The organism is Alcaligenes endophyticus (assembly GCF_026344035.1).
GTDB classification, from domain to species: Bacteria; Pseudomonadota; Gammaproteobacteria; order Burkholderiales; family Burkholderiaceae_B; genus Alcaligenes; species Alcaligenes endophyticus.
Window position 1 is genome coordinate 136,510 of the sequence record NZ_JAPKND010000003.1, and the last position, 25,597, is coordinate 162,106.

Consider the following 25,597-nt stretch of genomic DNA (forward strand, 5'->3'; position numbering starts at 1 on the left):
TCCCTGTAATTTAGTTATTTATGGTGATGTTGCGCTCTTGGATAACTTGCTTCCACTGCGCCGACTCACGAGTAATTTGCTCTTTAAACTCGGCAGGGCTATTCGCCAGCCCCCACATGCCCAGTTCCGCCAATTTTTTACTATTTTCTTCCTCTACTAACACTTCTTCAACATGTGTACGGACTTTATCCACGATAGCTGCGTCGGTACCCGCTGGAGCGAGTAGCCCAAACCAGCCATAGTTCACAAAACCATCCACTCCGAATTGTTTAGCGGTGGGGACATCAGGCAACATATCAGTCGGCTCATCGCTGGCGACCGCCAAGATACGAATACGTCGACTGCTTAACGGTGAAAAGGCAGCGCCAATATTTCCAACCACCGCATCAATCTGACCCGCCATCAAGTCGGCAAACGCGGCAGATTCGCCCCGATAAGGAATATGCGACAGCTCTATGTCAGCGGCATATTGGAAATTTTCACCTGCTAAATGCCCTTGAGAGCCCACGCCTGCCGAACCAATTGTGTACTTGCCTGGGTCAGCTTTGGCTGATTGTATGAATTCAGCCAGATCGGCACTTTTGACGCTTTCAGATACCGCCACGACCATGGGGCCTACGGCAACATTGGTAATTGGCGCAAAATCAGTCTCTACATTAAAGGCTAAGTTATTGTAAAGGTGGGGGTTAACCGTTAGATTTGCACCGGATGCCATTAATAAGGTATAGCCGTCAGGCTTAGCACTGGCGACTAGGCCGGTTCCTATATTGCCACCAGCACCGGTTTTGTTTTCTACTACAACACTTTGACCCCATTTTTTACTCAGGGCGTAGCTGAGTTGTCGCGCCACAATATCTGTCGCGCCGCCCGCCGAAAATGGTACGATTATGGTCACGGGGCGCTCTGGCCAACTCACGGCTGCCGCTGGGCCCGCAAAAGCTACGGCAAGCAGTGAAACAGTGACGCCCCCCCTTTTTATTATGCCTTTAATTGCCTGAGCAGCAGCTTGACTCCTCATCAGCATGTCTTGTCTCCTTTTTTTGTACGTATTTGCCATCAATACCTGCTTTAAAAGCAGCTAAATACTCTCAGTCTGAGTCTCTAGGTCCTTGTCCACCCTCCTTTTTATGCCATGGCTCTTGTTATTTTCCTTGTAAGAGCTCAATTTCCTGGGCAGCCTCTTTTAAGGCATGCAATAACAAATGCGCGAACTGTATGCGCGGATTATTACGCAGTATGAGCAGGCCCAAACGCCGGCTAATAGGCGGATCACCGAATGGAATTTTGCGTATAGAGTCTGTTTGTTTTTGCAAAAACCCGCGGTCCGGTACCACCGATACTCCCAATCCATTCGCTACCATGGCGATCACCCCTTCTATGGTGTCGATTTCCATGGTGGAGTTCACGTTAATCTCGCGCTTGCGAAACTCGTTTTGCACCATGCGCGCTACGTGTGCCAAGCGGTTAAAGCGCACATAGGGGTTGTTTTGCAAAATTTCGTATTCGCTGTTGCCACTGACCGAGGTGTGCGTAATTAGCACCAGACGCTCATCCAGAACTGGCAAAAACTCCAGTTCGGGACGCTCCACCTCAGGTTCCGACACCACGGCCGCATCCAGCTCGCCACGCAGCACCGCCATTTCCAGCTCGTGGGTAAGACCCGAAGTAAGGCGTATCTCGATCTCCTGGTCCTGCTCTTGCAACAGACGTAAGGCCACGGGCAAAATGCCCGACACTGCGGTATGTACCGCCCCCAGCTTGAGTATGGCACCGGTAGTGTCCCGCTTCAGGTAGTCGCTAAGGCTTTCCCAGTGCGCAATCAGCTCACGTGCACGCTTTGTCAGGTACAAACCTTTCTCGGTTAGCACAGGCGGGCGCCGGCTACGGTCGAAGATTTTAATTCCCAACTCGTCCTCTAGTGCGCTCATTTGCATGCTAACAGCAGGCAGAGAAATACCCAGCGACTTGGCGGCTTCGGCAAAACTACCTCTATCAGCGATAGCGACCAGGGTGTATAGGCTTTTTACGTCCATTATTTACTGTGCTCACATAACTTCGTCTTTCCGGTTATTGGTTTCACCATAGCGATGCAAAGCAGGAGGTTTGAGCCCAGCGTATAATTTTTCGATGTTTTGATTGATCTGCTCGCCATGCTCATGAAACAAAGAGCGGCCGGCCAAATCACTTTCAACAATAAAAGGACCGAAGTTTTCGACCTCGAATAACCACATTGCCTGCGCAATACCAAGTTCGTCCAGCCAGAAGACATCGCGAACCTTGGTCACCCCACGCCCTAGTAAGGCACCGGTTCCATAACCGACGGTTGTTAAATAAATGGCTCCGTTAGGCACCATGATCTTTGCGTAGTCATCATAAGGCATGCCGCCTTTACCAATTACGATTTTGGTGCCGGTTTTTTTCAGCCACTGATCCATCCATTTGGCAAAACGGAAGCTGGCTGTGGCTGTTACCGCACCCACACGATAATCGCCATTGTCCTCGGGTGCTACGGCCGGCGAGCAATGAAAGTTCACATTGCTGATTGCAGAGAAGTCCTCTAGGGGTAAGGTGACATCGTCTTCGATGACTTTTTTGTAAATTCCTTCTCGCGCAGTATAAACAGTGCCATTTAGATAAACAATAGAACCTATTTCTAACTGGGCGAGCTGCTCGTCTGTAACGGGTAAGTTCAGATGTACTTCTTTCATGCCAGTGCCTCCGTTTGCCACTCCACATCTTCACGACGCATGTACGGTGTAAACCATTCTGGGTTGGTGCGATATTCAATTCTGCCATCAGCATAAATACGTGCGGTGCAGCGGCGCGATGACAGGCAGAACGTGTGAATACTGACCGGCATGCCTCCCGTGTGTGTGTAGCCCACCTCAATATGACAATCGACCACCATGGAACTACCTACGTAGCCCATGGCACCCATGCCGATGGAGTTTCCTAATTCTTTCAGTTCATCTTCCAGTTCGGCAATTTTTTCGTCGGGGTGACGGTCGCCCACTACACGTAAGCAGGCAGCTTGTTTGCCCAGTTGCATACATGTGTCTTTCGAGCCACCAATACCAATGCCTACGATAGCCGGCTGACAGGCCAAACCACGCTTGCCATAGGCGATCAAGCCATCCAGCACAAAGCGCTTAATGCCATCAATGCCATCACCTGGAAACAGCATGCGGTAATCAGTGCCAAATAGCCCACCCTTGTGCACAGTGGTGATTTCTATCCAGTCTGCATCTGGCTCGAACGACCACTCAATTTCAGGTGCGTTAATACCGACGTTATTGTTATGGTCGGTACGCCACAAGGGATGCACACGGTTGGGACGCAGCGGAATGTCGTGCGTGGCTTTGGCTGTGGCGATGCGCAAGGCGCGCTCTACCCCCACAAATCCGGACTCCAGGCGCGCATTATTTCCCATTTTTACGTAGTAGCGCGGCAGACCGGAGTCCGCACACATGGGACGTCTATCCTGGGTGGCTGCATCCCAGTTATCAACCATGGCTTTGAGCACGAAGCATGGCAGCGCACCGGTCTCTGTCTTGCGTGCGGCCTCGATACCGGTACGGTAATCTTCGGGGATGTCGATCGCCGCACGGTGCATGATTTCTGATGCGGCGGCCTGGATACGAGAAATTGGAATTTCCATGGGTATCTCCTGCGTATTGTCTTGTAATGTCAAATTAAGCGGAATGCGGAACCAGTTCTGGGCTGTCTAATAATGATTGCCCAGGCTTCACAATATCGAAGCACACCGGTTTCATTTCTAGCTCTAGGCCTTTTTCTCGTAAACTGATGCTTGTAAAGGTACTACTGGCCAAATCGCCCGTTTCGGGAAAATCTTCGCGGAAATGAGCACCACGGCTGTCTTCCCGCGCCAATGCGGCCATAGCAATGGTTTGAGAAATGGTCAGTAAACTGTCTAGGTTGAGCCAATCGTGCCAGCTTAGGTTAAAGGCACGGTCACCACCCGGAATACGAATGGCTGTTAGCTCTTCTTTCAGCCCAATTAACTGCTGCTGGGCATGTTTTATTTGCTCGGCAGTACGCATGACGCCAACGTCGTTCCACATTACATGCGCAAGCTTTTCGCGTAGGTCAGAAAACTGATGGGGGCCGTCGGTGAATGGGCGTTCGGCTCGGGCTATGCCCTGGTCGATGACTGTCGTGTCTGGCTCGCGCCATTCCTTATGCTGAGCAATGAACTGCGCCATGGAATCACCAGCGATACCGCCAAACACGGTAGAGTTAGCCACGCCATTGCCACCTAAGCGGTTAGCACCGTGAACCCCTCCCGCGTCCTCGCCTGCGACAAACAAGCCTGGCGATTCGGTAGAACAATCTACTTCAAACTCTATGCCACCCATTAAGTAGTGGGCGGTGGGAACGACCTCTACCTGTCCGCCAGCCAAATCGAAGCCGCAGTCGGCGCAACGCTGTACCATGCCGGGGAACATCTTGCTGACCTTGTCAGCACCCAGATGGCTCATTTGAATATATACACCACCCATTGGACTGGTTCGACCCGCACGCATTTCTGCATAAATACCCCGACTGACTACGTCACGAGTAGCCCGTTCGCCACGTGGATCGTAGTTAGACATGAAGCGTTCGCCCTGACCATTAATAAGGTAGCCTCCGGCACCACGCAAGCCTTCCTCCAGTACAGTACCCGTCATGCGGGTGTCGGGACCGCCCAGCAAACCAGTGGGGTGAAATTGCACCATTTCCATGTCACGCAAGGCCAGGCCATAACGCAACGCCATGGCAAGCCCGTCACAAGTTTTATCCCCTGAGGGCGTGTGATACAGATACATGGTGGGCCCTGCGCCTGTTCCCAATAAAACTGTCTTTGCCTGTATGAAGTGATAGGCGCCGGTACGCATATTAATAAACAGTACCCCGGCAATGCCGTTCTTCAGCCCACCTTTGGCAGGTACCAGCTCTATGGCGCGGTATTCCTCCAAGCAGTTGGTGCCACTGGCTTTCACCTTTTCCATCAGACGGTTGATAATTTCAATGCCGGTCAAATCTGATTTGTGGACTGTGCGGTCAAAAGTCTGCCCAGCAAAGGCTTTCTGGTGCAAAGAGCCATCCGGATTACGATCGAAGAAGCAACCTATCTCGTTCTCAAGCTCTTGGATGCGCTCTATGGCTCCCACCACAAGACGCCAAGCTAAGTCTTGGCGCGGCAGCCATTTGCCACCATCGATGGTGTCCATAAAGTGCCGCTCTACCGAGTCGCCTTCGCCCAAGGCCACGTTGTAGCCCCCTTGCACCATGCGTGTACAGCCACTTTTACCCACCAGGCCCTTTACAGCAATGGTCACGTCTAGGTCTGGATTCGCTTGTTTGGCATGCAAGGCTGCAAACAGGCCCGCCCCGCCAGAGCCCAGGATGAGAATGTCTGTTTTTGAATATTCGTATTTCATGTCTCACAAAACCCTAAGCAGAAAAATAAAGCCCACTACCAAGGCAATCAGTACGCTGCCTGTTACCCAACTTTTACGCGCCTGACGTGGTGTTGACCACGCAAACAGCTCTAAGGTGAGCAAACGCATACCAAAACAAAAGTGCAATGCCAGTAACGACACCAAGCCCCATTCAGCAAACTTCACTAAAGGCAGCTCGCTAATCGCCAGGAACTCATCCAGTGCTGCTTGCTGATTCAGCGCCAAACCCAGCACGTAAAAGTGCACGGGCAGAAATAAGGCCAGCAAAATGCCTGAAATACGGTGGCCTAAAAAAGCAAAGTAAGCACGATGCCGCTGATACCCCTTCATAATTAGAGCCCTCCTACGGCCACAACTGCTCGCATGCCCAGAAATAGCATGCCCAGCGCGATGAGCAGGCTGAGTACATTAGCGGCGGATAGCGAAAGCTTGCACCACTCTATGAGTACACGCCGTATGCCGATGGCTGCATGAATGGCCACAGCGATCACAAACACACCATAAAAACTGATCCACCATACGCTGCCTTGCGTGCGCGACAAGATGTCGGCAGCCGTCAGTCCGCCCTTTACCGCATACATAATGACGGCAAGGTGAATTAACACGAAAGGAGCAAGAATCAGCGCTGTGAGACGCTGGAAAAAAAACAAGACGCGTTCCATCTCAATCCCGTTTCAAAAAGCTAAATAACGAGGCGCGCTTCAGTCCGGCAATACTACCGGTAGGGCTAAGGCTGACCGGGCAATAGGTCATACAGCTACCCTGGGTGTGGCATGAACCACAGCCGCCTTCGGCCGACGCTTTTTTCAAGGTTTCGGAACTGCCTACATGGCGCACGTCATTCACTAAAGTCCAGGCGCGATTTAAAGCGGCTGGCCCAAGATAGTTGTTATCCCAGCCCACCACATCACAGGCGGCATAACAAATACCGCAGTTAATGCATTCAATGGCTGCGTTGGCTTTGCGGCGTTTAGCACTTTTCGGGTTCACTTCGTAAGGCTTGTCGTCGCGAGTGCGCTCGCTTTTAAAGTCTGAGCCCACGTGCTGCCACTTGGCAAAAAACTCGTCCATATTGACGACTAGATCTTTGATACGCGGCATATTGCGTAAAGGCTCGAGAGTCAGCTCGTCGTCTTTTGCGACTTTACTGACGTGCGTGCGACACGCCCAGCGTGGCTCACCGTTCACCATAATGGCACAGGTACCACATACCCCTACCCTACAGGAGTATCGGTAGGCTAAAGAGGGCTCCAGCTTTTTTTGCACCTCGGACACCACGTCCAGCACGGTTTGATTATCTCGACGTGCCACTTCGTAGGTCAGCATCTCCCCTTCGTGGTCTCCACGCCAAATCTTCACTTTAATTGTTTTACTTTTCGTAGCCACCATAATCACTTTGTCTTTTATACGCAGTGTTGAACATGGCAGGCTATCGACGACGTGGAAAATCAACGTAAACGAATAGCCGCCTCCTTTGAAAATCGAGTATATATCTAAATATATTCTTAATCAAGATTATTTAAATTCAATTTTCCTTATTGTTTATGTATCACTACAATATCCGCTATGCGTTCGTTACTGATGCAGACTTAGTTTGCTCGTCAATCAGCAGGCAAGGCACTGTATAAGCCAGATACTGCTAAGAAAATATGGCGCGGCGCCGTTTATGCCTAACGCTGCTCCTTAAGTGTGCTGCCTTGCTCACCAAACAAGTGCAAGATGCTGGCCGCCAGGCTACAGGCGTGTAATCGTCACCCTTTTGATGGGCCAGTTGTAACCCGCTTTGCTAGTGTGCATGGGCTTAGGCTTGGCACTACCCTCCGAGAATACACAGTCGTGACCGTATAACTGCTGGTCATAGCACCACTAACTATTTATCCGCGTTATAGATTAGTGAACCTATCCGTCTATTATGGTATGACGCGCAGGGCGGCTGGGAGGGTCTTTCTTTCATCCTAGCCTAGAAAAATAACGCTTCGGATAGCTTCAGGAAGGTACTTTTTTATTATTATCGGTAATACCGCTAAGATCCCGACGGTATCAATGGTTGGCATTAGCCATATATTAGACAACAAAAAACCCGCCATGCTTGCACACATGCGGGTCTTGAGTTTTGGTTGAACTAGCTGATACAGCTAATTGGCGGACAGAGAGGGATTCGAACCCTCGATACGCTATTAACGTATACCCGCTTTCCAGGCGAGCGCCTTCAACCACTCGGCCACCTGTCCTATTACTACTTTTTCTTAACTGGCTAGCCAAAATAGACATAGCGTGTAAGAAGCATTCGATTATAGCAAGCTTAAGAACAAAAAAGCAAGCCTGTAAAATGTACGTCGCTTTTTATACAGTGGCGATGAACTGGTCTTGCTTAACGTTGCTGCAAGCTCACCATACGTTCCACATAGCGCGCAATAGTATCCACTTCAATATTCACATGACCACCCACACGGAGGTGCTTAAGCGTCGTTACCTCAACGGTATGGGGAATCAAATTAATGCGAATTTCGCAGCCACCTTCTACATCGTCCACTTGGTTCACCGTTAAGCTGACGCCATTCACGGTAACCGATCCTTTGTAGGCAAAGTACTTAGCTAAGTCAGTGGGTATCAGAATGCGCAAATCCCAAGACTCACCAATCGCCTGGAAATAACTTACCTGAGCGACGCCATCCACGTGCCCAGATACAATATGCCCGTCTAAGGAGTCACCAAGACGCAGAGCATGTTCTAGATTTACCTCACCCTGCTGCCCTAACCCGACAGTGCGATTCAAGCTTTCGCGTGATACATCTACGGCAAACCCAGTATCCCATAACTGCACCGCCGTCATACAGGCACCCTGAATCGCAATGGAGTCACCCAATTTACTGCGGGACAAGTCTAACCCGCCCGCCTCAATATGCAAACGCACTCCCGCGTTTTTATCATTGGCATCCAGCTCTTGAACTTCAGTAATCTGCCCTACGGCAGCAACAATACCTGTAAACACGGCTAATAACCTCTGCTAAAAATAAACGGATCACTGAAGCGGGAGCACTTACTAAGCATCACGAGCAATGCTCCAACAAAGCATCCCAATGCGCTTTCTGGCGCGCTCGTAATCGTAAGTCTGGCCCTACAGGGCACACATCAAAAAACTCGTACTGGGGAGCCTGCCGCAAAGAAGACAAAGCATGAATGTCAGCGAGGCCCCGCCCCGCCCCCAGTAACTTAGGGGCCATATACACCAACAACTCGTCTACACACCCTGCCTCAATGAGCGCCCCACTTAACTTTGCCCCCGCTTCCACGTGTATTTCGTTGATGTGTTGAGCACCTAACCACTGCACTACTGCCGTCAAATCCACGTGGCCTTGTTTTTCAGGCAAAAGCACTAGCTGCACATTTTTATCGGCCAAGCGAGCTGCTTTTTCTGCATCGGGACGACTAGCGAACACCCAGCAAGGAGTGCCATCGAATAGCGCAGCGTTTTCATCTACGGAAAACTGCGTATCCACAATAGCTTTGTAAGGCTGTCTTGAAGTGGCGACAGCACGTACATTCAATAGAGGATTATCAGCATTAACCGTGCCAATGCCCGTTAATACCACACAGCTACGCGCACGCCAGTGGTGCCCATCATCACGTGCCAACGGGCCAGTAATCCACTGCGATTGTCCATCTGTTAATGCACTGCGCCCGTCTAAACTGCAAGCCATCTTCATCCAAAGCCATGGGGTCTTACGCACCATACGGGCAAAGAAGCCCACATTTAATGCTAAGGCTTGCTCTAGACATAAAGGTCCAGCTACTTCAATACCCGCCTGCCGCAACTTATTAAACCCCTTACCTGCAACCAAAGGATTAGGATCTTCCATGGCGACCACCACTCTAGCAGGCTGCGCCTGAATCAATGCATCCACACACGGAGGAGTACGGCCATAGTGACTACATGGCTCTAAGGTGACATACACGGTAGATCCTGCCACCTCAACACCCCGTTCTGCCGCCTGTCGTAAAGCCATAACCTCGGCATGAGCCCCCCCCGCTTGTTGGGTGGTTCCACTGGCTAGTAAGATGCCATCACGCACGATCATACAGGCAACCCGTGGATTAGGACTGCTCACATACAAGGCCTGCTCCGCTAGAGCTAGAGCCTGCTGCATCCAATACCTGTCTTGGTCTGTCATACGAGTATGCGTTGCATTAGGTTGACTCAGAATCGCTCATCTCGTCGATGGCGTGCACAAACTCACGAATATCTTTAAAGCTTTTATAGACGGAGGCAAAGCGTACATAAGCCACTTGGTCTAGCTTAAGTAACTCGTTCATCACCAAAACACCAATGTGCTCGGAGGTGACTTCACGCTGGGCACTGAGTTGTAATTTTTCTTCAATCCGGGCCACCGCGGCATCCACTGCACTCATGTGCACGGGTCGCTTACGCAAAGCTATTCCCATACTCGCCCGCAAACGAGTTGAATCAAACTCCATGCGCGTACCATTACGTTTGACTACCGCTGGCATGACCAGCTCGGCACGCTCGTAGGTGGTAAACCGCCGTTCGCACGCTGCGCACCGCCTACGACGACGTATAGAGTCACCCTCCTCAGAAGTTCGAGAATCAATGACTTGCGTATCAGTGTTGTGGCAAAACGGACATTTCATACTAGGTGAGGGCCGCCTTGGGCGACCCCATTCGTAAAAGAATTACGAGTATACAGGTAGACGGCTAGTCAACTCATGTACACGACGACGTACATCAGCGATCACCGCTTCATCGTGAGGGTTATCCAGCACATCCGCGATAAGGTGCGCTGTCAGCTCGGCCTCAACCTCTGTGAAGCCACGCGTGGTCATAGCAGGCGTACCCAAGCGTATGCCGCTTGTCACGAATGGTTTTTCGGGATCATTTGGAATGGCGTTTTTGTTCACCGTAATATGAGCAGCGCCCAGAGCCTCTTCGGCTATTTTTCCAGTAATACCTTTAGCACGCAGATCAACCAGCATTACGTGACTTTCAGTACGGCCCGAAACAATACGCAAGCCACGCTCAACCAAGGTACGCGCCAGCACGTCCGCATTTTTTACCACTTGCTGTGCATAGGTTTTGAACTCGGGCTCTAGGGCTTCTTTGAAAGCCACTGCCTTACCGGCTATCACGTGCATGAGCGGCCCGCCTTGAATACCCGGGAAAATAGCGGAGTTAATCGCTTTTTCATGCTCTGCTTTCATCATAATGACACCACCACGGGGACCCCGCAATGATTTATGCGTAGTGGAAGTAACAAAGTCCGCATGAGGCACAGGGTTAGGATATGCGCCACCAGCAACGAGACCGGCGTAGTGAGCAATATCAACCATGAACAAAGCGCCATTTTCACGAGCTATGCGTGCCATACGTTCGAAGTCGATATGCAGAGAGTAAGCCGAAGCACCACCCACGATCAATTTAGGTTTGTGCTCTTTGGCTAGTTGCTCGAGCTGTTCATAATCGATCACCTCGTCGGTGTCTAAGCCATAGGAAATAAAGTTGTACAACTTACCCGAGGCATTCACGGGCGAACCGTGCGTTAGGTGACCGCCTTCGGCTAAGCTCATGCCCAAAACGGTATCGCCCGGTTTGAGTACTGCCATGTATACGCCCTGATTGGCTTGTGAGCCCGAGTTGGGCTGCACGTTCGCTGCTTCTGCACCAAAAAGTTCTTTTAGACGATCAATGGCCAATTGCTCGACAATATCCACATACTCGCAGCCACCGTAGTAACGCTTGCCTGGATAGCCTTCTGCATACTTATTGGTTAGTTGCGTCCCCTGAGCCTGCATTACCGCGGGGCTAGTGTAATTTTCGGAAGCAATCAATTCAATATGCTGTTCCTGACGAACATTCTCTTTCTCAATGGCAGCCCAAAGATCAGGGTCTACTGTAGCCAACGTAAGGGAGCGGTCAAACATGGAGGTTCCTAAGATGTGTAATAGAGCAAAAACAAAGGCGTATTTTAGCCTGTGTAATGAGCAATACGTCTGACGGCCTGCGAAAGGGCCGATATTTCAGACGTATTAGTCGTAAATTTCACGCAATGTCGCCTAGTGTTCATTTACAAAATGAAGAAAACTCATGCTAGGCTGCAAGCGCTTATTGTTGATTCATTAAGCGCGGATTCAGCGTATAAAGCCCGGTAATACTGGCTTGATCCAAAATATGTCCAGCCATTGCCTGCAATACGTCCTTGCCAGTAAAACGCCCCTCTAATGGCAGCTCAGCCACGTCTAGGGCGTACACGGTAAAAACATAACGGTGCACAATGGAGTCATTCCAAGGAGGACATGGGCCATCGTAGCCAAAGTAATCCCCATTCATATCCCTATCATTGGCAAACCAAGTCGTGTAGTCGTTTACTCCTTGGCGGGTATCATCCAAAGCCAAAGGCCCCGCTTTACCTCGTGGAGTGATGCCTTTGGAATATGAGCCTTCCGCTAAAGACTGCACCTGTCCGCTGATATTCACTAGCAGCCAATGATAAAAGCTGATACGTGGTAAGTCGGCGGGAATTTCGCGCCCCTCTTGATTAACATCGTCAGGTTTGCTTGGCACATCGGGGTCGTGACAGATCACCGCATATGATTTCGTCCCGACTGGTGCATCAGACCATGCTAAATGCGGGTTTATATTACCCGCTAAAGCCACTCGGCTTTGGGCATCGTAGCGACAAAACGCCAAACGCTCTGGCAAGGGAGTTTGATCTTCGAAAGAATCACTATACAGTCTCATAGCTCATATCTCCGTTGAGGGTTAGCCGCTTAAGGTAACGCGTGCAAATTTGCGCTTACCCACCTGCAGCACATAGGTACCGGGCTCAAGTACTAGGCCTTTATCTTCGATTCGCTCGCCGTCAATCCGCACACCACCTTGCTCTACGTTACGTTGCGCCTCAGAGGCTGAGCTCACTAAACCGGCTTCACGTAAGACCCGCAATAACGCTAACTGGCCCGCAATGGTAAGCTCGGGCATGTCCTCCGGCATTTCACCCCGTTTGAAACGGGCTTCAAAGTTTTCCAGAGCACGCTCAGCCGACGGTTTATCGTGGAAACGAGTAATAATCTCCTGCGCAAGGGCCACTTTCACGTCACGCGGATTTACACCCTGCTCAATTTGTTCTTTAAGATTGGCAATGTCTGCCATACTGCGGAACGACAGCAACTCGTAATAACGCCACATTAGGGTATCTGAGATCGACATCAACTTACCAAACATGGAGTCTGGCGTTTCGCTAATACCGATGTAATTCCCTTTAGACTTGGACATTTTCTCAACACCGTCCAAGCCCTCGAGTAATGGCATCGTCAAAATACACTGCGGCTCTTGTCCGTATTCTTTTTGTAGCTCTCGGCCAACCAATAAGTTGAACTTTTGATCCGTTCCACCTAGTTCTAAATCCGCTTTCAGTTGTACTGAATCATAGCCTTGCAATAAGGGGTAGAGAAACTCGTGTACTGAAATAGGAATTCCGCCCTTAAAGCGTTTAGTGAAATCGTCCCGTTCCATCATGCGTGCAACGGTATACCGCGAGGCCAGTTGTATCATGCCACGCGACCCAAGCTGATCACACCACTCGGAGTTGTAACGCACTTCAGTACGCTCTGGGTTTAAGACCAAGCTAGCTTGTTCGTAATAGGTTTTCGCATTCGCAACGACTTGCTCTGGCGTAAGGGGTGGGCGTGTACTATTGCGCCCACTGGGATCTCCGATGGTGGAGGTAAAGTCACCGATCAAGAAAATGACGGTATGCCCCATATCCTGAAGCTGACGCATTTTGTTTAGAACAACAGTATGCCCCAAGTGAATATCAGGTGCCGTTGGGTCCAGACCTAGCTTAATACGCAGAGCCTGACCTGTATTCCGACTACGTGCGAGCTTACGCGCAAAATCGGCCTCGACGAGCAACTCGTCACAGCCTCGTTTAACAAGTTCCAGGTCTGCCTGGGCTTCTGCGGATAGGGTTTCTAATGGGGATGACATAAAAAAAGTGTTCAATAGAACAAAATAGCGAAATTACTTAAAAAAACTCGAAAATTACGCGCTAATGCGCTAGGATAACGGACTATTAGCCGCTTATACCTCTTGTCGAGCCAACCTAAGCGGCTAATACATATATTATCAGACCCACGAGCGAACTATAGGCCGCTTGCGGTCTATATTTTTTCTTAGTACCCGCGTCTGTCTCTGCTAGAAGCAGGAGCAGCCTCTCGTACGTCAATCAAGGTTTTTGGTTCTATGTCACGCAAAGGGTCCCCCGACGCCCCCCTGAACATCCAGCAACCTCGGCACCGTCGAGCTTATTTTATAAAAACGGGGCTTATTGGCCTTAGCTTACTTGCTTTTGTAGGTGCAGCAGCCATTGCTGTGATGCCCGCCGCCCCCCAACCCACTATCTATCAAGCTAGTCAAACTCTGACTCTACCGGCTGAGCTCACCGTTCTGAGCCCCAGCACAGAGCATGATTACTTAGCTGAAACGCGTATTCGCCGTGGCGATACGCTAGCCGCTTTACTCCAACGACTAAATATCAACGAGCCTGGCTTACAGCAGTTTTTGACTGTTAACCAAGACGCTCGCTCGATTTATAAACTTTATCCAGGCCGCAGTGTTCAAGCTGCCTTAGATGCCGATAAAAACTTACAATGGCTGCGCTATAACCACACGCCGTACACTGAGCAAAATGGCTCCGCTTCGGCAGCATGGCTAGAAATTAGCCCCGATGGCCAAGGTGGCTTTAACGCCCAAGAACAACAAGAAGCCCCCACTCCAAACCTACGTTTAGCTAAAGGTGAAATTAGCAGCTCTTTGTTTGCCGCCACCGACGCGCAAAACATTCCAGATGCCATCACTTTGCAAATGGCTGATATGCTCAGCAGCAAAATCGACTTCATTAAAGACCTACGTAAAGGCGACACTTTCGAAGTCTTATACGAGTCCTACACCCATGAGGGACAAGAGGTAGGCTCAGGGCGTCTGTTGGCCGTGGAGTTTGTCAATCAAGGCAATTCCTATCAAGCCGCATGGTTTAAGCCTGAAAACGAAAGTGGTGGCTATTATGACTTTAATGGTCAAAGTTTGCGCGGCGCATTCTTGCGTAGCGCCTTAAAATTTAGCCGTGTTAGTTCTACATTTGGTACTAGGCGGCACCCCATACATGGGCACTGGACTGGCCACAAAGGTGTCGACTACGCAGCCCCTTCCGGTACACCTATTCATGCTACTGCCGACGGTACAGTCGAGTTTATAGGTACTCAGCGTGGCTACGGCAATGTGATCATCTTGCAGCATCACGGCCAGTACACCACGTTATATGCGCATCAAAGCCGCTTTGCACCAGGTCTACGCAAGGGATCAAAAGTCCAGCAAGGTGAGCTTATCGGCTATGTAGGCGCCACAGGCTGGGCAACAGGCCCTCATTTGCACTATGAATTCCGCGTGGCCAATACTCCAATCGACCCTTTATCTGTGGATCTGCCCGTACAGCGCAGTTTGGAAGCCAAACAAAAAGAAGCGTTCACCACCGTGATGGCATCGTATAAAGATACGCTCTCGCTATTACATGCCCCCGTTGCCCCTACGCTCGTTGCACAGCGTTAAGCACGTCGGCCCCCATGAGTGCAGCACTATACATAGGCGTCATGTCTGGCACTAGCATGGACGGCATTGATGCCGTCCTTGCTGATCTGAGCTCCCCCACCCCCAAAGTGCTGGAGTTCACTAGCCTAGAACTACCTGACTCACTCATACAGCAGCTACTCAGGCTACAACATCCTAGCCACAATGAGCTCCACACTTCGCAAATACTAGCCGTAGAGCTAGCACACCTTTATGCGCAAGCCTGCCAGCCTTGGCTTAACAGTCGCTGGGCGGACTCCATACGAGCGATTGGCGTGCACGGGCAAACTATACGCCACGAACCCAAGCAGTCCTACACACTACAGCTCAATGCGCCTGCCGTCATAGCAGAGCTTTGTAACAAAGACGTTATTGCCGATTTTCGTAGCCGAGACATTGCCGCAGGCGGACAAGGGGCTCCCCTTGTACCTATTGTTCACCAAGCGCTTTTTGCCCATCCACACAAAAAGCGCATCATTTTAAATTTGGGTGGCATTGCCAATATCAGCATTTTGCATCCCAGCCAGCCTGTATGGGGGTTTGATACTGGCCCAGCTAATATTTTATTAGATGCCTGGATACAGCGACATCAACAATTGCGCTACGATCATCACGGTGAGTGGGCAGCCTCTGCTCAAGCCGATGACGAGCTGCTCGCCTTATTGCTATCTGAGCCTTGGCTACAAATGGCACCACCCAAGTCTACTGGCCGTGACCTATTCAACTTGGGGTGGCTGGAGCAAAAGCTAGACCTGTTAGACCGAGACCTAAGCACAGGTGAAGTGCAGGCAACCTTATTAGCATTTAGCGCACACAGCGTAAGTGCGGCAATACGGCAGTACGCACCTTGTACAGAGGAAATTATTGTGTGTGGCGGCGGCGCCCAAAACCTTGCCTTGCTCAAGGCACTTAGCCAGCACAGTGGCCTAGTCGTGCGCAGCACGAAAGAATTGGGTTTAGACCCTCAGCATATTGAAGCTCTGGCCTTTGCCTGGCTGGCCTACGCACATGTGCAACGTATACCAGCCAGTTTACCAAGCGTGACTGGCGCCAAACACGCCCGCGTATTGGGTGCTTGCTATCCAGCCTAATACGTTGCAAAAGCAATCTTAAATGGAAAACGACGAACCACACCCACATGTGGTGTTGGCATTCGGGTTACGAATTACAAATTGTGCGCCTTCAAGATCATCTTTGTAGTCGATCTCTGCGCCCACAAGGTATTGAAAGCTCATGGGGTCCACCAGAAGCTGCACTCCATTTTTATCTATAGTGGTGTCATCGTCAGCGACTTCATCATCAAAGGTGAAGCCATACTGAAAACCAGAACAACCACCACCCTGCACAAATACACGTAGCTTTAGTTCGGGCTCACCCTCTTCAAGCAACAACTCACGCACTTTCTCAACAGCCGCGTCGGACAGGCCGATAGGGCTAGGAGGCACTTGCAAGTTGACGGTTTCAGTAGAAGTGGTCATTAGTATCTCCAGCGGATAATATTCCGCATCACAAATTACAGTACTATTTTAAGGCTTAAGCACTGCGTCAAGCTCGATTTTCCGCGTCAGACGCAATACATTTCCTTCGAATACTTTCAGTGTAACCGACTGCGGCTCAAAACCTGTGGGTATCTGCAACCAACCCGCAGAACGCTGAAAGCGCTCAAAACCCAAACCCAATATATCAGGAGCAGGTTCTACGCTCTCGGTCTCCCCAGCTACCGGTTTTAAAATCAGCGTCACTCGTCCTTGATTAGCTTGCTGGCCACTGGCTTCAAACTCTAGGCGGCCAGAAAACGATCCTGCTTGCTGCGCATTGCGTTGCAACAACACCCGATAATACAACTGACCATCTTGGGGCGTGATATCCAACGCACGCAGACTGAGTGCACCACTTGGGCCAGCGGGCATAAGTTGGTCATAAAAAGCCAATTGCTCTTGTGCCCTTAATAGCTCGACTTGCGTTTCAGCTAGCGTTACTTCGAGGGCTTTACGTGTGCTTTCCTCTATTACCGCCTGCGCACGCACCGCGTCGAATTCGGCTTGCAAGTGCAGCAGCTCTTGGCGACTTTGTTGCAAAAGAGTAAGTGCAGTCTCGACACGGCTAGCGTGTTGATCTTGTTTATTAATAAGGTTGTAAGCGGCGTAGGCCAACAACAAAACAAATAGCAACAATAAAGCGGCGTATATCCAACCCAGCCGCCGCTTAACCGGAAAAAAAGCGGTGCTGGGAGGGCTATCAGTAGGCGTTGATTCGAGACTCATAAGCTTTTGACTGAATAAATCTAGCCAAGTTCCCGTTTCATCAGCCTTTACTTAGGGCAAAATTGCCACATGCTGTAAGCCTGCATTTTCAGGCAGTCCAAACAACAAGTTCATATTTTGCACTGCTTGGCCAGAGGCGCCTTTGACCAAGTTATCTTGTACCACCAAAATAATAAGCTGATCACCATTACCGGGACGCTGTATGGCAATGCGCAACTTGTTACTTGCACGCACGGAGCGCGTTTCGGGCAAGCTACCTGCAGGCAACACATCAACAAAAGTCTCGCCAGCGTAGTGTTGTTCGAACACCTGCTGAAAATCCACTTCTAGCGCCTCAGGCAAAATACGGGCATAAATAGTCGAAAACATGCCACGAATCATGGGCACTAAATGAGGCACAAAGGTTAAGCCTACTGGCGCTCCATGCAGATTTTGTAATTGCTCCACGATTTCAGGTTGGTGTCTGTGACCACTTACCCCGTACGCTTTAAAGTTATCACTAGCCTCGGCAAACAAATTAGGTACTGACGCACCTTTCCCTGCCCCGGAGACCCCCGATTTACAGTCGGCAATAAGATGCTGCGTATCCACGAGTGTGTTCGCTGCTTGCACCAGCGGCGCCAAGCCCAAAACAACCGTAGTGGGGTAACAACCTGGGTTAGCCACCACCTTGGCTTGAGCAATTTTTTCGCGGTGCAACTCTGGTAAGCCATAAGCCACCGTACGTAGTACATCAGGGCAGCTATGCTCCATTTTGTACCATTTTTCAAAAGCATTGATATCTTGCAAGCGAAAATCAGCGGCTAAATCAATCACTTTGACATCTGCCGCTAACAGCCGCTCGACTTGACTCATTGCCACACCATGTGGAGTGGCAAAAAACACTACATCGCACTGTTCCAAATTAGCCTGCTCGGGAGTTTGGAACTTAAGATCAACATGGCCACGCAGATTCGGATACATATCAGCCACCGGCACGCCATCTTCTTTGCGGGAAGTGATCGCCACTAACTCTACGTGTGGATGTTGCGCCAACAAGCGCAATAATTCCACCCCTGTGTATCCTGTACCGCCAACTATCCCAACCTTAACTTTGGTATTGCTCAGTGTGCCCATGTTTCTTGTGCCCTAAAGACATATAACGATGATTCTCAGCTATACAGCATACAGTTTAAACTTAACAAATTAAAGCCATGCCGTAGCTATCACTTAATGGTGTCGCATAAAAAGCAAAACCCCAGCACATTGGGCTGGGGTTTTGTGGATCGCAACAGCGAGTAAGGAATTAACGCTTACTAAACTGCTTACGACGACGCGCTTTGTGGAAACCAACTTTCTTACGTTCGACTTCACGTGCATCACGTGTTACCAAACCAGCCTGTTTCAACGAAGCTTTCAGGCTCTCGTCGTAATCGATCAAAGCACGTGTCAAACCGTGGCGCACTGCACCTGCCTGACCACTTTCACCACCGCCGTGTACGTTGACTTTAATGTCAAACGACTCGAGATGCTCTGTCAGAGTCAAAGGCTGACGCACAATCATGCGACCTGTTTCACGAGCAAAATATTCGTCTACAGGTTTGCCATTAACGATGATTTGACCCGAACCTTTTTTAATGAAGACACGGGCTACGGAAGTCTTGCGACGACCTGTACCATAATTCCAGTTACCGATCATGACCTATCCTTAGATATCCAGAGCTTTAGGCTGTTGCGCGGAGTGTGGATGCTCGGCACCAGCGTAAACCTTAAGTTTCTTAGCCATGGCGTAACCCAGGGGTCCCTTGGGTAGCATTCCCTTGACGGCTTTTTCAATCGCACGGCCAGGAAAACGCTCTTGCATGGTTTGGAAGTTGGTTTCGTAGATACCGCCTGGATAATTCGAGTGACGGTAGTACTTTTTATCTTGTGCTTTATTACCAGTAACGGCAATTTCTGCAGCATTGATAACGATAATGTAATCGCCAGTGTCTACGTGAGGAGTAAATTCAGGCTTGTGTTTACCGCGCAAACGGCGTGCGACTTCGCTGGCCACACGACCTAGGACTTTGCCTTTTGCGTCGATCACAAACCACTCACGTTTGACTTCATGCGGCTTGGCCACAAAGGTCTTCATGATGGTTCCTAATTAAAATTGCACCCTAAAAGGGGCTAAATAGCGTGTTTTTACTCATACTGCCAAGGCGTTATTAGTCGCCCGTGCCAATAAATATAGAGTAAAGCACAGCATTCTACCACGCTTTACTAACCCCCACACAAAAAATCAACGATGCTGCACAGACGCCACATCAGCTTTTTGCATGCCTGCCATCGCTTCTGCCATCTTAGCGGCAGAAACCACAGCATCAATGACGGGTATACCCAAACGAGCGGCCAAGTAATCGGCTCGCCCTGCTAGGCCACCCGAACCCAAAATCAGAGCCCCCACGCCGTCTTGAAGCATAAGATCTTGTGCTGATTGTATAAGCACACCCAAGACATCTTGTTCGGACGCAGCTGCTTGAGCCACACCCAAACCACTGGCTCTAACGATGCAGCGCTCACTCGCTCCATAATGCTGCACCAATGCATAAATGCTCGGCAAGGTACTCGCCATGGTCGTAATAATGGCATAACGCTGTGCATAGACTTGAGCCATCGCAATGCTAGCTTCTACCGCCCCTATTATAGGTCTGTCGACCAGTTGCCGCGCCTGTGCCAAGCCAAACTCGTCATAACAAGCCAATACATAAGCATCCGGCTCGAGCTGTTCTAGTTCCAAAAGTTTGGCATGCCAATAGGGAATCGCTTCGATTCGGTGTTCTGGCAGCTCTATAGATTTGGGGCCTGCATCTGAATTCACACAAATCAACGTAGTACTGGGCTCCAAGGCCTGTTGCACTGCCCGCTGAATAATAGCGGTCACTGCCTGATTTGAGTTAGGGTTAATTACTGCTATTTTTATCCCTGACTTCATCTCTACGCCCCCCCACTCATCGTACGCGGAAGCCACAGAACAATGTCAGGCCACAGCATAATTAAGAAGGTAAAGCCTAGCATAATGAACACATAAGGCAGCGCGCCCCAAATAACGTCGCTAAAACTCCCCCCATCCGTACGTATACCCTGTACAACGAATAAATTCATTCCTACAGGCGGAGTTATCAATGCGACCTCACACATGATAATAATAAAAATACCAAACCAGATAGGGTCGACACCAACAGCGACCACTACTGGCACAGCGATAGGCACGGTTAGCACCAGCATGGACATCGCATCCATGAACATTCCCAACAGCAGGTAAAACACCACCAATAGAGCCAATAAAGCAAATGTGCTTAAGCCTAATGAGCTAACCCACTGAGTGACTGCTTGAGTCGCCCCCAACATTGCCAACGTTACGTTAAGCAACATGGCACAAGTAATAATTAAAACCACCATACCTGTGGTGCGTGCCGCCTGACGGAAACAGGCTTCCAGCAAGGCGAAGTTAAGCTTACCGTTATGCCACACAAACCCTAGAGCTACGATTACTGCTACAGCGGCCGCTTCAGTAGGCGTAGTGACTCCCCCGTAAATACCGCCCATCACCACCCCAAAAATCACTAAAGGGGGAACTAAATATTTTAAATAAGAGACTCGCTCACGCCATGTCATCGCGACAGCTGCCGAAGAGCGTCCAGCCCCAGAGTGAGCGACGGCGATATACAAGGAGAACAGAGCCACCATCAAAATACCCGGCACGATTCCAGCAATAAAAAGCTGCCCAACCGAGACGTTAGCCAAAGAGCCAAATACCAATAAGTTAATGCTGGGAGGGATCAAAATGCCCAATGTCCCTCCTGCTGCCAAAGACCCCAAAGAGGCCGACACTGGGTAGCCCCTGCTTTGTAAAGCAGGCAAGGCAATCGTGCCCACCGTGGCCGCCGTGGCCACCGACGAACCAGAAGTGGCTGAAAACAACGTGCAAGTACCAATATTGGTGTGCAACAAACCACCTGGTAAGCGCCCTAACCATGCGGCCATCGCATCATACATACGATCAGCTATACCACCTCGCAACAAAATCTCACCCAGCAACATAAAAAGAGGGATAGCAGTCATGACGCTATTGTTCAGCGTTCCCCACACCACACCCCCCCACAAATCCAACATGGGAGGCCCCATCGTTAAATAGCCTCCCAGTCCACCTACGGCAATAATTGCGACCGCCACTGGCAAACTCAGAAACATGAGTGCCAGCATGAGCACAAAACCTACGGCTAGAGTTATGACATCCATCATTTACCTCGTTTTAGCGCCGCTGCAAATCAGCGAGTTCAGACTTCAGTTCTTCTTCTACAGAGTCTGGGCCAAAGCTCTTATTCAGCACGTCCCATTGTTTGCTAATCATCAAGCGCAGTGCCCTAATGCCTAACAAAAGAGCAACTAGGGCGAAAAACGCCATTGCCAACGCCCACAAACTTTGTGGATAAATAAGAGGAGTAGCCCAAGGGGTTTGCGCTAAAGAGGCGTAATCCTGCGTTTCTTGCACTGTAGTTACTGTGAAATAACCAAGGAATAACGCCAGCAATAAGAGCGAAAAGGCTGATAGGCCATCTAACATCGCACGTGTACGCAAACTCAACTTCACATATAAAAGGTTTATGCGTATATGGGCTTGATCGATTAATGCCACGGCAAAGGCCAATGGCGCACAAATAGCCACGGCATATCCTGAAAGCTCATCCACCCCACCAAATGAAAACTGCATCGTTTTCCGCAGTATGGCCTCTAGCGTGACCATCACCGACAAAGCGAGCATAAGCACGCCAAAAATCAAACTCGCGATTCGAGCAAAACGCTTCATGTTGTGTCCCTTATGCTAAGTGAGCGCCACACAATGTATTTTTGTAGACGCCCACTGCTGTCGCCCTGTAGGTCTTACCAGCCCAGTTGCTTACCTATGGTGTCTTGCCACTTGGTTTCACACTCTTTGTTGACTGCATTACATTGCTTGGCCCAAACCGGCAGGGAAGTGTCTCGTAGCGCTTGCTTTACGGCTTGCAAATCCTGCTCCTGAGCCACCAAGGTATTAAGCTTGTAAGGTTGCCCCAGCTCGCAAGGCTGCTCACCGGCATTACAACGCATCGCATCGTCGTACAACTGTTCAGAGTATGTCCAGATATCACTGCTTAATTGACCCACTGCTCGCTCCAGCGCGGCTTGCTGCTCCGCATTTAAGGAGTTCCAACGCTTTAGATTGATTGCATAACCATTAACGGCCATTTGCAAGGCGATAGGCAATGCGGTAGACGCAGCCTCAGGCCATCCGCCTGAGTTAGCGGAGGCTGGCCCAGTAATAGCGCAATCCACCACGCCCCGCGCCAATGACTGCTGAACCTCACCAAAAGGCATCGGTACGCCAGTCGCCCCTAGACTACTCATAAAATTAGCGGTGTTTTGATCCCCTACCCGCACCTTCAAACCTTTTAAATCAGCTAAGCCTGCCACTTGGGGCTTGCAGAAAATAATCTGGGGGCCTGCCGGCCACAAACCCAGTAATTTGGCATTAAACGATTTCTGTAAACGCTCATCAACGGTAGAGAAATACGCTTCCACATTGCGTTTACCTTCCTCGAAGGAGGTGTTGAGCCCTACCAAGTCCGCACCCATCAACGTAGGCTCGTCGCGGCTGACCTGGCTGCCTCGTAAAGACACAATATCAAAAAGCCCTGAACGCAAAACACGTAGACCGTCGGTGTCCGGAATACCTGCCACATCCACCGGCAGGTACTGCACCGTAAAGTCCTGGCCAGTATTAGCTGCCAGTGCTTCAAAGAAAGGTTGTTCTTTTTTCTGCTGAATCAAGCCCGACCCTACCGGTTGCCCTAACACTCGTAAGGGTACGGTATCCGCTTGTGCACCAAAGGCCATACTCAAGCCCACACCAGCGCATGCAACATAAGCCTTCCACATAGTCTCTCTACCTTTTCATTATTAATCACCAGTACCTTGCACCTACTCTGTACTGCTACACCTTGGCCAGAGCAACTGCCCATGACTAAACTATAGTTTTATGACCGCACATATGAAACTGTATTTTCACCAGTAGACGCAAACAGTGGACTCAGGTATAACTGGCTGGATTCGCTATAGTTCACCTAAGGCATCGTTTAGTATCTCTATATCCCGTAAACGCGTACGCCCCTGAACACCTGCTTGTTCAATCGCCCGCGTAGCGATGACATGGCACAGCGCCATGGTGGAAACATGGCTAAACAACGGCCCTGGCGCCAAGGTCTGACAACGCACATGCCATTGTGCACGGGGCAAAAATGGCCCCCCCTCATCGGTCACATACAGCAACTTAGCTTGGGTATCCAACATGCGTTCAAGTAAGGTGTCTAACTGAGCTACACGTCTACGTAAGCCAAATACAATGATGACATCCTCGCGTTGCATACTAGCAATATGCTCGCCCATAGTCTGGCCAGCTCCCGGTAACGCAACAATGTTTTCAATAACTTGTGTAAGCTGCCATTGCAAATATGAGGCAAAGGAATGGCTACTGCGAAAGCCAATTACCCACACTTTACGAGCCTGTAAAAGCGCTGTCACCAGTGACTTTAGCTGCACCTCACTGACGCTGCTAAGCGTGGCCTCTAGGTTGCTAATTCCTTGCCGTATATGCGCCTCAATAGACTGCTCCTGACTGACATCCGCCGCTGTGCTCAAAAACAGTCGTGACCCCGTACTTTTCTCTTCTCTCGCGTGACGTCTGGCCTCTTCATAATTCTCGTAACCCAGACGCTTCACAAAACGACTAACGGTAGCTTTAGATACGTGCGCTAAGGTGGCTAATTCAGATGCCGAATAACTGGCTAACTCACCAGGAAAATCGCAAACGAACTCGCCTAAACGTTTCTCTGCTGGATACAGTTCGGGTAAAACTAACCTGACTCGAGACAGAAATGAAGGCCCTGGCATGCATACACCTATGGATTAACCGTAGCGAACCTCTGCTGTGAAGAACGCCACCTGCTGCAAAAACGGCAAAAGCCATTGCGTCTGTCAATACGCAATGGCTATACCGCATCAGTAAGCCCGGATGAATCAGGCTATTTCTGCTTATCCGCGACGGGCGTTAGCCAGCGCAATTCCTAAATAATTATCATAAGAGTTTTCAGCGACACGGAACCAAGGCACGATCGCATCACGGAAGCCCATGTAATCGTCGTAAATTTTCTTAAAGCCAGGGTCTTTATCGCAGAACTCTTTGTACACGACATTAGAAGTTTGAAAAGCGGCATCCATGACATCACGCGGGAAGGCTTTCAGCACTGCCCCACTTGCAATCAAACGGCGCAATGCTGCTGGACTTTCGGCATCGTACTGAGTGAGCAAACGATCACCGGCAGCTCGCGAAGCAACTTCAATAATGCTTTGATATTGCTTAGGTAAACCATTAAATGCCGCATCATTAAAATACAAGCTGACTTGGGCCGAACCTTCCCACCAACCTGGATAGTAATAATACTTGGCCACTTTTTGGAAGCCCAAACGCTCGTCATCGACTGGGCCGACAAACTCTACTGCATCCAACGTACCTTTCTCTAAGGATGGATAAATATCCCCCGGTGGCACTTGCTGAGGAACCACCCCCATACGCGCCAATACTTCGCCAGCAAAACCAGCCGTACGCATTTTCAGACCTTTCAAGTCCTCGACGGAGTTAATCTCTTTGCGGTACCAACCACCCATTTGCGTACCCGTGTTACCAAAGGGAAAGTTGATGATGTTGCGCTTAGCGAACAGCTCGCGCATCAACTTCATACCGTTGCCTTCCAGCATCCACGCATTCATTTGACGCGCATTCAAGCCGAAGGGAACAGCGGTATCAAAACTATAGGAAGGATCCAAACCGTAATAATAGTAGGACGCCGTTTGACCGCACTCAACTGTGCCGTTACTAACAGCATCCATTACACCAAAACCAGGCACTATTTCGCCAGCGGGATACAGGCGGATTTTAAAATTACCATCCGAAGCCTCTTCCACCATTTTGCAAAAAAGCTGGGCTGTAGAAAACAGGGCTGGCGTCGACGGGCCATAAGTGGAAGTTAACTTCCAATTCACCGTCGGATTGCTTTGAGCAATCGCAGGTGCGGCAACGGCTGCGCTACCTGCTACAGCACCCAAACCGGCTTTTTTCAAAAAGGAACGACGTTGCATTTAAGCTCTCCTTGTGGGCGTCACTTACATTTGCTTAG

27 protein-coding genes and 1 tRNA gene are annotated in these 25,597 nt (G+C 50.1%); 2 read left to right on the forward strand and 26 right to left on the reverse strand.

Annotated elements, in window-relative coordinates:
• Window positions 1–10: 10 nt before the first annotated feature.
• The 15 genes from OSH01_RS07155 to tyrS all read right to left on the reverse strand — a co-directional run bounded on the left by OSH01_RS07155 (window position 11) and on the right by tyrS (window position 13,464).
• Window positions 11–1,024 (reverse strand): Bug family tripartite tricarboxylate transporter substrate binding protein, encoded by a 1,014-nt coding sequence (locus OSH01_RS07155; RefSeq protein WP_266123397.1) that lies wholly within the window; start codon window positions 1,022–1,024, stop codon window positions 11–13.
• A gap of 118 nt (window positions 1,025–1,142) precedes the next feature.
• Window positions 1,143–2,033, reverse strand: coding sequence for a LysR family transcriptional regulator (locus OSH01_RS07160; RefSeq protein ID WP_266123398.1), 891 nt, complete (start codon window positions 2,031–2,033; stop codon window positions 1,143–1,145).
• Between the two features lie 12 nt (window positions 2,034–2,045).
• Entirely contained in the window at window positions 2,046–2,708 is a 663-nt protein-coding gene (locus OSH01_RS07165) for a fumarate hydratase C-terminal domain-containing protein (RefSeq protein ID WP_266123399.1), read from the reverse strand.
• Window positions 2,705–3,658: a fumarate hydratase gene (locus OSH01_RS07170; RefSeq protein ID WP_266123400.1), complete on the reverse strand. Its 954-nt coding sequence runs from the start codon at window positions 3,656–3,658 to the stop codon at window positions 2,705–2,707. Before OSH01_RS07170 ends, OSH01_RS07165 begins: the two co-directional genes overlap by 4 nt.
• A 34-nt stretch (window positions 3,659–3,692) precedes the next feature.
• Entirely contained in the window at window positions 3,693–5,441 is a 1,749-nt protein-coding gene (locus OSH01_RS07175) for an L-aspartate oxidase (RefSeq protein ID WP_266123401.1), read from the reverse strand.
• Between the two features lie 3 nt (window positions 5,442–5,444).
• A complete protein-coding gene (gene sdhC / locus OSH01_RS07180; RefSeq protein WP_266123402.1) occupies window positions 5,445–5,792 on the reverse strand; it encodes a succinate dehydrogenase, cytochrome b556 subunit in 348 nt (115 codons plus the stop codon).
• 2 nt (window positions 5,793–5,794) lie between these two features.
• Window positions 5,795–6,124, reverse strand: coding sequence for a succinate dehydrogenase (locus OSH01_RS07185; protein ID WP_266123403.1), 330 nt, complete (start codon window positions 6,122–6,124; stop codon window positions 5,795–5,797).
• A 1-nt stretch (window position 6,125) separates the two neighbouring features.
• On the reverse strand, window positions 6,126–6,851 hold the full coding sequence (locus tag OSH01_RS07190) for a succinate dehydrogenase/fumarate reductase iron-sulfur subunit (protein ID WP_266123404.1): 726 nt from the start codon (window positions 6,849–6,851) through the stop codon (window positions 6,126–6,128).
• Window positions 6,852–7,602: 751 nt separating this feature from the next.
• Window positions 7,603–7,693, reverse strand: a tRNA-Ser gene (locus tag OSH01_RS07195).
• A 140-nt stretch (window positions 7,694–7,833) separates the two neighbouring features.
• Window positions 7,834–8,454 carry a riboflavin synthase gene (locus tag OSH01_RS07200; protein ID WP_266123405.1) on the reverse strand — a complete coding sequence of 207 codons (621 nt, stop codon included), beginning with the start codon at window positions 8,452–8,454 and terminating at the stop codon, window positions 7,834–7,836.
• 58 nt (window positions 8,455–8,512) lie between these two features.
• The gene (gene ribD, locus OSH01_RS07205; protein WP_266123406.1) at window positions 8,513–9,634 is read right to left on the reverse strand and encodes a bifunctional diaminohydroxyphosphoribosylaminopyrimidine deaminase/5-amino-6-(5-phosphoribosylamino)uracil reductase RibD; all 1,122 of its coding nucleotides are present in this window, start codon (window positions 9,632–9,634) and stop codon (window positions 8,513–8,515) included.
• A gap of 16 nt (window positions 9,635–9,650) precedes the next feature.
• Window positions 9,651–10,112 (reverse strand): transcriptional regulator NrdR, encoded by a 462-nt coding sequence (gene nrdR / locus OSH01_RS07210; RefSeq protein WP_266123407.1) that lies wholly within the window; start codon window positions 10,110–10,112, stop codon window positions 9,651–9,653.
• A gap of 42 nt (window positions 10,113–10,154) precedes the next feature.
• Window positions 10,155–11,399 (reverse strand): serine hydroxymethyltransferase, encoded by a 1,245-nt coding sequence (gene glyA, locus OSH01_RS07215; RefSeq protein ID WP_266123408.1) that lies wholly within the window; start codon window positions 11,397–11,399, stop codon window positions 10,155–10,157.
• 181 nt (window positions 11,400–11,580) lie between these two features.
• Window positions 11,581–12,216 carry a YbhB/YbcL family Raf kinase inhibitor-like protein gene (locus tag OSH01_RS07220; protein WP_266123409.1) on the reverse strand — a complete coding sequence of 212 codons (636 nt, stop codon included), beginning with the start codon at window positions 12,214–12,216 and terminating at the stop codon, window positions 11,581–11,583.
• A gap of 21 nt (window positions 12,217–12,237) precedes the next feature.
• Complete coding sequence (gene tyrS, locus OSH01_RS07225; RefSeq protein WP_266123410.1) at window positions 12,238–13,464, reverse strand: tyrosine--tRNA ligase; 1,227 nt, start codon at window positions 13,462–13,464, stop codon at window positions 12,238–12,240.
• A gap of 255 nt (window positions 13,465–13,719) precedes the next feature.
• Here tyrS and OSH01_RS07230 point away from each other — a divergent pair, with 255 nt between their 5' ends.
• Both OSH01_RS07230 and OSH01_RS07235 read left to right on the forward strand, forming a co-directional pair.
• A complete protein-coding gene (locus OSH01_RS07230; protein ID WP_266123411.1) occupies window positions 13,720–15,081 on the forward strand; it encodes a M23 family metallopeptidase in 1,362 nt (453 codons plus the stop codon).
• A 14-nt stretch (window positions 15,082–15,095) separates the two neighbouring features.
• Entirely contained in the window at window positions 15,096–16,190 is a 1,095-nt protein-coding gene (locus OSH01_RS07235) for an anhydro-N-acetylmuramic acid kinase (RefSeq protein WP_266123412.1), read from the forward strand.
• 18 nt (window positions 16,191–16,208) lie between these two features.
• On the opposite strand, the gene erpA is transcribed toward OSH01_RS07235, so the two are convergent.
• The 11 genes from erpA to OSH01_RS07290 all read right to left on the reverse strand — a co-directional run bounded on the left by erpA (window position 16,209) and on the right by OSH01_RS07290 (window position 25,559).
• A complete protein-coding gene (erpA, locus tag OSH01_RS07240) occupies window positions 16,209–16,577 on the reverse strand; it encodes an iron-sulfur cluster insertion protein ErpA (RefSeq protein WP_266123413.1) in 369 nt (122 codons plus the stop codon).
• A 48-nt stretch (window positions 16,578–16,625) separates the two neighbouring features.
• Window positions 16,626–17,363, reverse strand: coding sequence for a DUF6776 family protein (locus OSH01_RS07245; protein ID WP_266123414.1), 738 nt, complete (start codon window positions 17,361–17,363; stop codon window positions 16,626–16,628).
• Window positions 17,364–17,414: 51 nt separating this feature from the next.
• Window positions 17,415–18,479, reverse strand: coding sequence for an N-acetyl-gamma-glutamyl-phosphate reductase (argC, locus tag OSH01_RS07250; protein ID WP_266123415.1), 1,065 nt, complete (start codon window positions 18,477–18,479; stop codon window positions 17,415–17,417).
• 169 nt (window positions 18,480–18,648) lie between these two features.
• Window positions 18,649–19,041 carry a 30S ribosomal protein S9 gene (rpsI, locus tag OSH01_RS07255; RefSeq protein ID WP_266123416.1) on the reverse strand — a complete coding sequence of 131 codons (393 nt, stop codon included), beginning with the start codon at window positions 19,039–19,041 and terminating at the stop codon, window positions 18,649–18,651.
• A 9-nt stretch (window positions 19,042–19,050) separates the two neighbouring features.
• The gene (gene rplM / locus OSH01_RS07260) at window positions 19,051–19,479 is read right to left on the reverse strand and encodes a 50S ribosomal protein L13 (protein WP_266123417.1); all 429 of its coding nucleotides are present in this window, start codon (window positions 19,477–19,479) and stop codon (window positions 19,051–19,053) included.
• A 147-nt stretch (window positions 19,480–19,626) separates the two neighbouring features.
• Entirely contained in the window at window positions 19,627–20,355 is a 729-nt protein-coding gene (locus OSH01_RS07265; protein WP_266123418.1) for an aspartate/glutamate racemase family protein, read from the reverse strand.
• Entirely contained in the window at window positions 20,322–21,626 is a 1,305-nt protein-coding gene (locus OSH01_RS07270) for a TRAP transporter large permease (RefSeq protein ID WP_266123642.1), read from the reverse strand. The genes OSH01_RS07265 and OSH01_RS07270 overlap by 34 nt, the downstream gene beginning before the upstream one ends.
• 13 nt (window positions 21,627–21,639) lie before the next feature.
• The gene (locus tag OSH01_RS07275; protein ID WP_266123419.1) at window positions 21,640–22,194 is read right to left on the reverse strand and encodes a TRAP transporter small permease subunit; all 555 of its coding nucleotides are present in this window, start codon (window positions 22,192–22,194) and stop codon (window positions 21,640–21,642) included.
• Window positions 22,195–22,268: 74 nt separating this feature from the next.
• Window positions 22,269–23,303, reverse strand: coding sequence for a TRAP transporter substrate-binding protein (locus tag OSH01_RS07280; protein WP_266123420.1), 1,035 nt, complete (start codon window positions 23,301–23,303; stop codon window positions 22,269–22,271).
• 174 nt (window positions 23,304–23,477) lie between these two features.
• Entirely contained in the window at window positions 23,478–24,314 is an 837-nt protein-coding gene (locus OSH01_RS07285) for a MurR/RpiR family transcriptional regulator (RefSeq protein ID WP_266123421.1), read from the reverse strand.
• 141 nt (window positions 24,315–24,455) lie between these two features.
• Window positions 24,456–25,559, reverse strand: coding sequence for a TRAP transporter substrate-binding protein (locus OSH01_RS07290; RefSeq protein WP_266123422.1), 1,104 nt, complete (start codon window positions 25,557–25,559; stop codon window positions 24,456–24,458).
• Between the last annotated feature and the right edge of the window lie 38 nt (window positions 25,560–25,597).

Excerpts from the sequence above, each read along its gene's own strand:
- OSH01_RS07155 (WP_266123397.1), bottom strand. The coding sequence starts at position 1,024 with ATGCTGATGAGGAGTCAAGCTGCTGCTCAGGCAATTAAAGGCATAATA.
- OSH01_RS07160 (WP_266123398.1), bottom strand. The coding sequence starts at position 2,033 with ATGGACGTAAAAAGCCTATACACCCTGGTCGCTATCGCTGATAGAGGT.
- OSH01_RS07165 (WP_266123399.1), bottom strand. The coding sequence starts at position 2,708 with ATGAAAGAAGTACATCTGAACTTACCCGTTACAGACGAGCAGCTCGCC.
- OSH01_RS07170 (WP_266123400.1), bottom strand. The coding sequence starts at position 3,658 with ATGGAAATTCCAATTTCTCGTATCCAGGCCGCCGCATCAGAAATCATG.
- OSH01_RS07175 (WP_266123401.1), bottom strand. The coding sequence starts at position 5,441 with ATGAAATACGAATATTCAAAAACAGACATTCTCATCCTGGGCTCTGGC.
- sdhC (WP_266123402.1), bottom strand. The coding sequence starts at position 5,792 with ATGAAGGGGTATCAGCGGCATCGTGCTTACTTTGCTTTTTTAGGCCAC.
- OSH01_RS07185 (WP_266123403.1), bottom strand. The coding sequence starts at position 6,124 with ATGGAACGCGTCTTGTTTTTTTTCCAGCGTCTCACAGCGCTGATTCTT.
- OSH01_RS07190 (WP_266123404.1), bottom strand. The coding sequence starts at position 6,851 with ATGGTGGCTACGAAAAGTAAAACAATTAAAGTGAAGATTTGGCGTGGA.
- ribD (WP_266123406.1), bottom strand. The coding sequence starts at position 9,634 with ATGACAGACCAAGACAGGTATTGGATGCAGCAGGCTCTAGCTCTAGCG.
- nrdR (WP_266123407.1), bottom strand. The coding sequence starts at position 10,112 with ATGAAATGTCCGTTTTGCCACAACACTGATACGCAAGTCATTGATTCT.
- glyA (WP_266123408.1), bottom strand. The coding sequence starts at position 11,399 with ATGTTTGACCGCTCCCTTACGTTGGCTACAGTAGACCCTGATCTTTGG.
- OSH01_RS07220 (WP_266123409.1), bottom strand. The coding sequence starts at position 12,216 with ATGAGACTGTATAGTGATTCTTTCGAAGATCAAACTCCCTTGCCAGAG.
- tyrS (WP_266123410.1), bottom strand. The coding sequence starts at position 13,464 with ATGTCATCCCCATTAGAAACCCTATCCGCAGAAGCCCAGGCAGACCTG.
- OSH01_RS07230 (WP_266123411.1), top strand. The coding sequence starts at position 13,720 with ATGTCACGCAAAGGGTCCCCCGACGCCCCCCTGAACATCCAGCAACCT.
- OSH01_RS07235 (WP_266123412.1), top strand. The coding sequence starts at position 15,096 with ATGAGTGCAGCACTATACATAGGCGTCATGTCTGGCACTAGCATGGAC.
- erpA (WP_266123413.1), bottom strand. The coding sequence starts at position 16,577 with ATGACCACTTCTACTGAAACCGTCAACTTGCAAGTGCCTCCTAGCCCT.
- OSH01_RS07245 (WP_266123414.1), bottom strand. The coding sequence starts at position 17,363 with ATGAGTCTCGAATCAACGCCTACTGATAGCCCTCCCAGCACCGCTTTT.
- argC (WP_266123415.1), bottom strand. The coding sequence starts at position 18,479 with ATGGGCACACTGAGCAATACCAAAGTTAAGGTTGGGATAGTTGGCGGT.
- rpsI (WP_266123416.1), bottom strand. The coding sequence starts at position 19,041 with ATGATCGGTAACTGGAATTATGGTACAGGTCGTCGCAAGACTTCCGTA.
- rplM (WP_266123417.1), bottom strand. The coding sequence starts at position 19,479 with ATGAAGACCTTTGTGGCCAAGCCGCATGAAGTCAAACGTGAGTGGTTT.
- OSH01_RS07270 (WP_266123642.1), bottom strand. The coding sequence starts at position 21,626 with ATGGATGTCATAACTCTAGCCGTAGGTTTTGTGCTCATGCTGGCACTC.
- OSH01_RS07275 (WP_266123419.1), bottom strand. The coding sequence starts at position 22,194 with ATGAAGCGTTTTGCTCGAATCGCGAGTTTGATTTTTGGCGTGCTTATG.
- OSH01_RS07280 (WP_266123420.1), bottom strand. The coding sequence starts at position 23,303 with ATGTGGAAGGCTTATGTTGCATGCGCTGGTGTGGGCTTGAGTATGGCC.
- OSH01_RS07285 (WP_266123421.1), bottom strand. The coding sequence starts at position 24,314 with ATGCCAGGGCCTTCATTTCTGTCTCGAGTCAGGTTAGTTTTACCCGAA.
- OSH01_RS07290 (WP_266123422.1), bottom strand. The coding sequence starts at position 25,559 with ATGCAACGTCGTTCCTTTTTGAAAAAAGCCGGTTTGGGTGCTGTAGCA.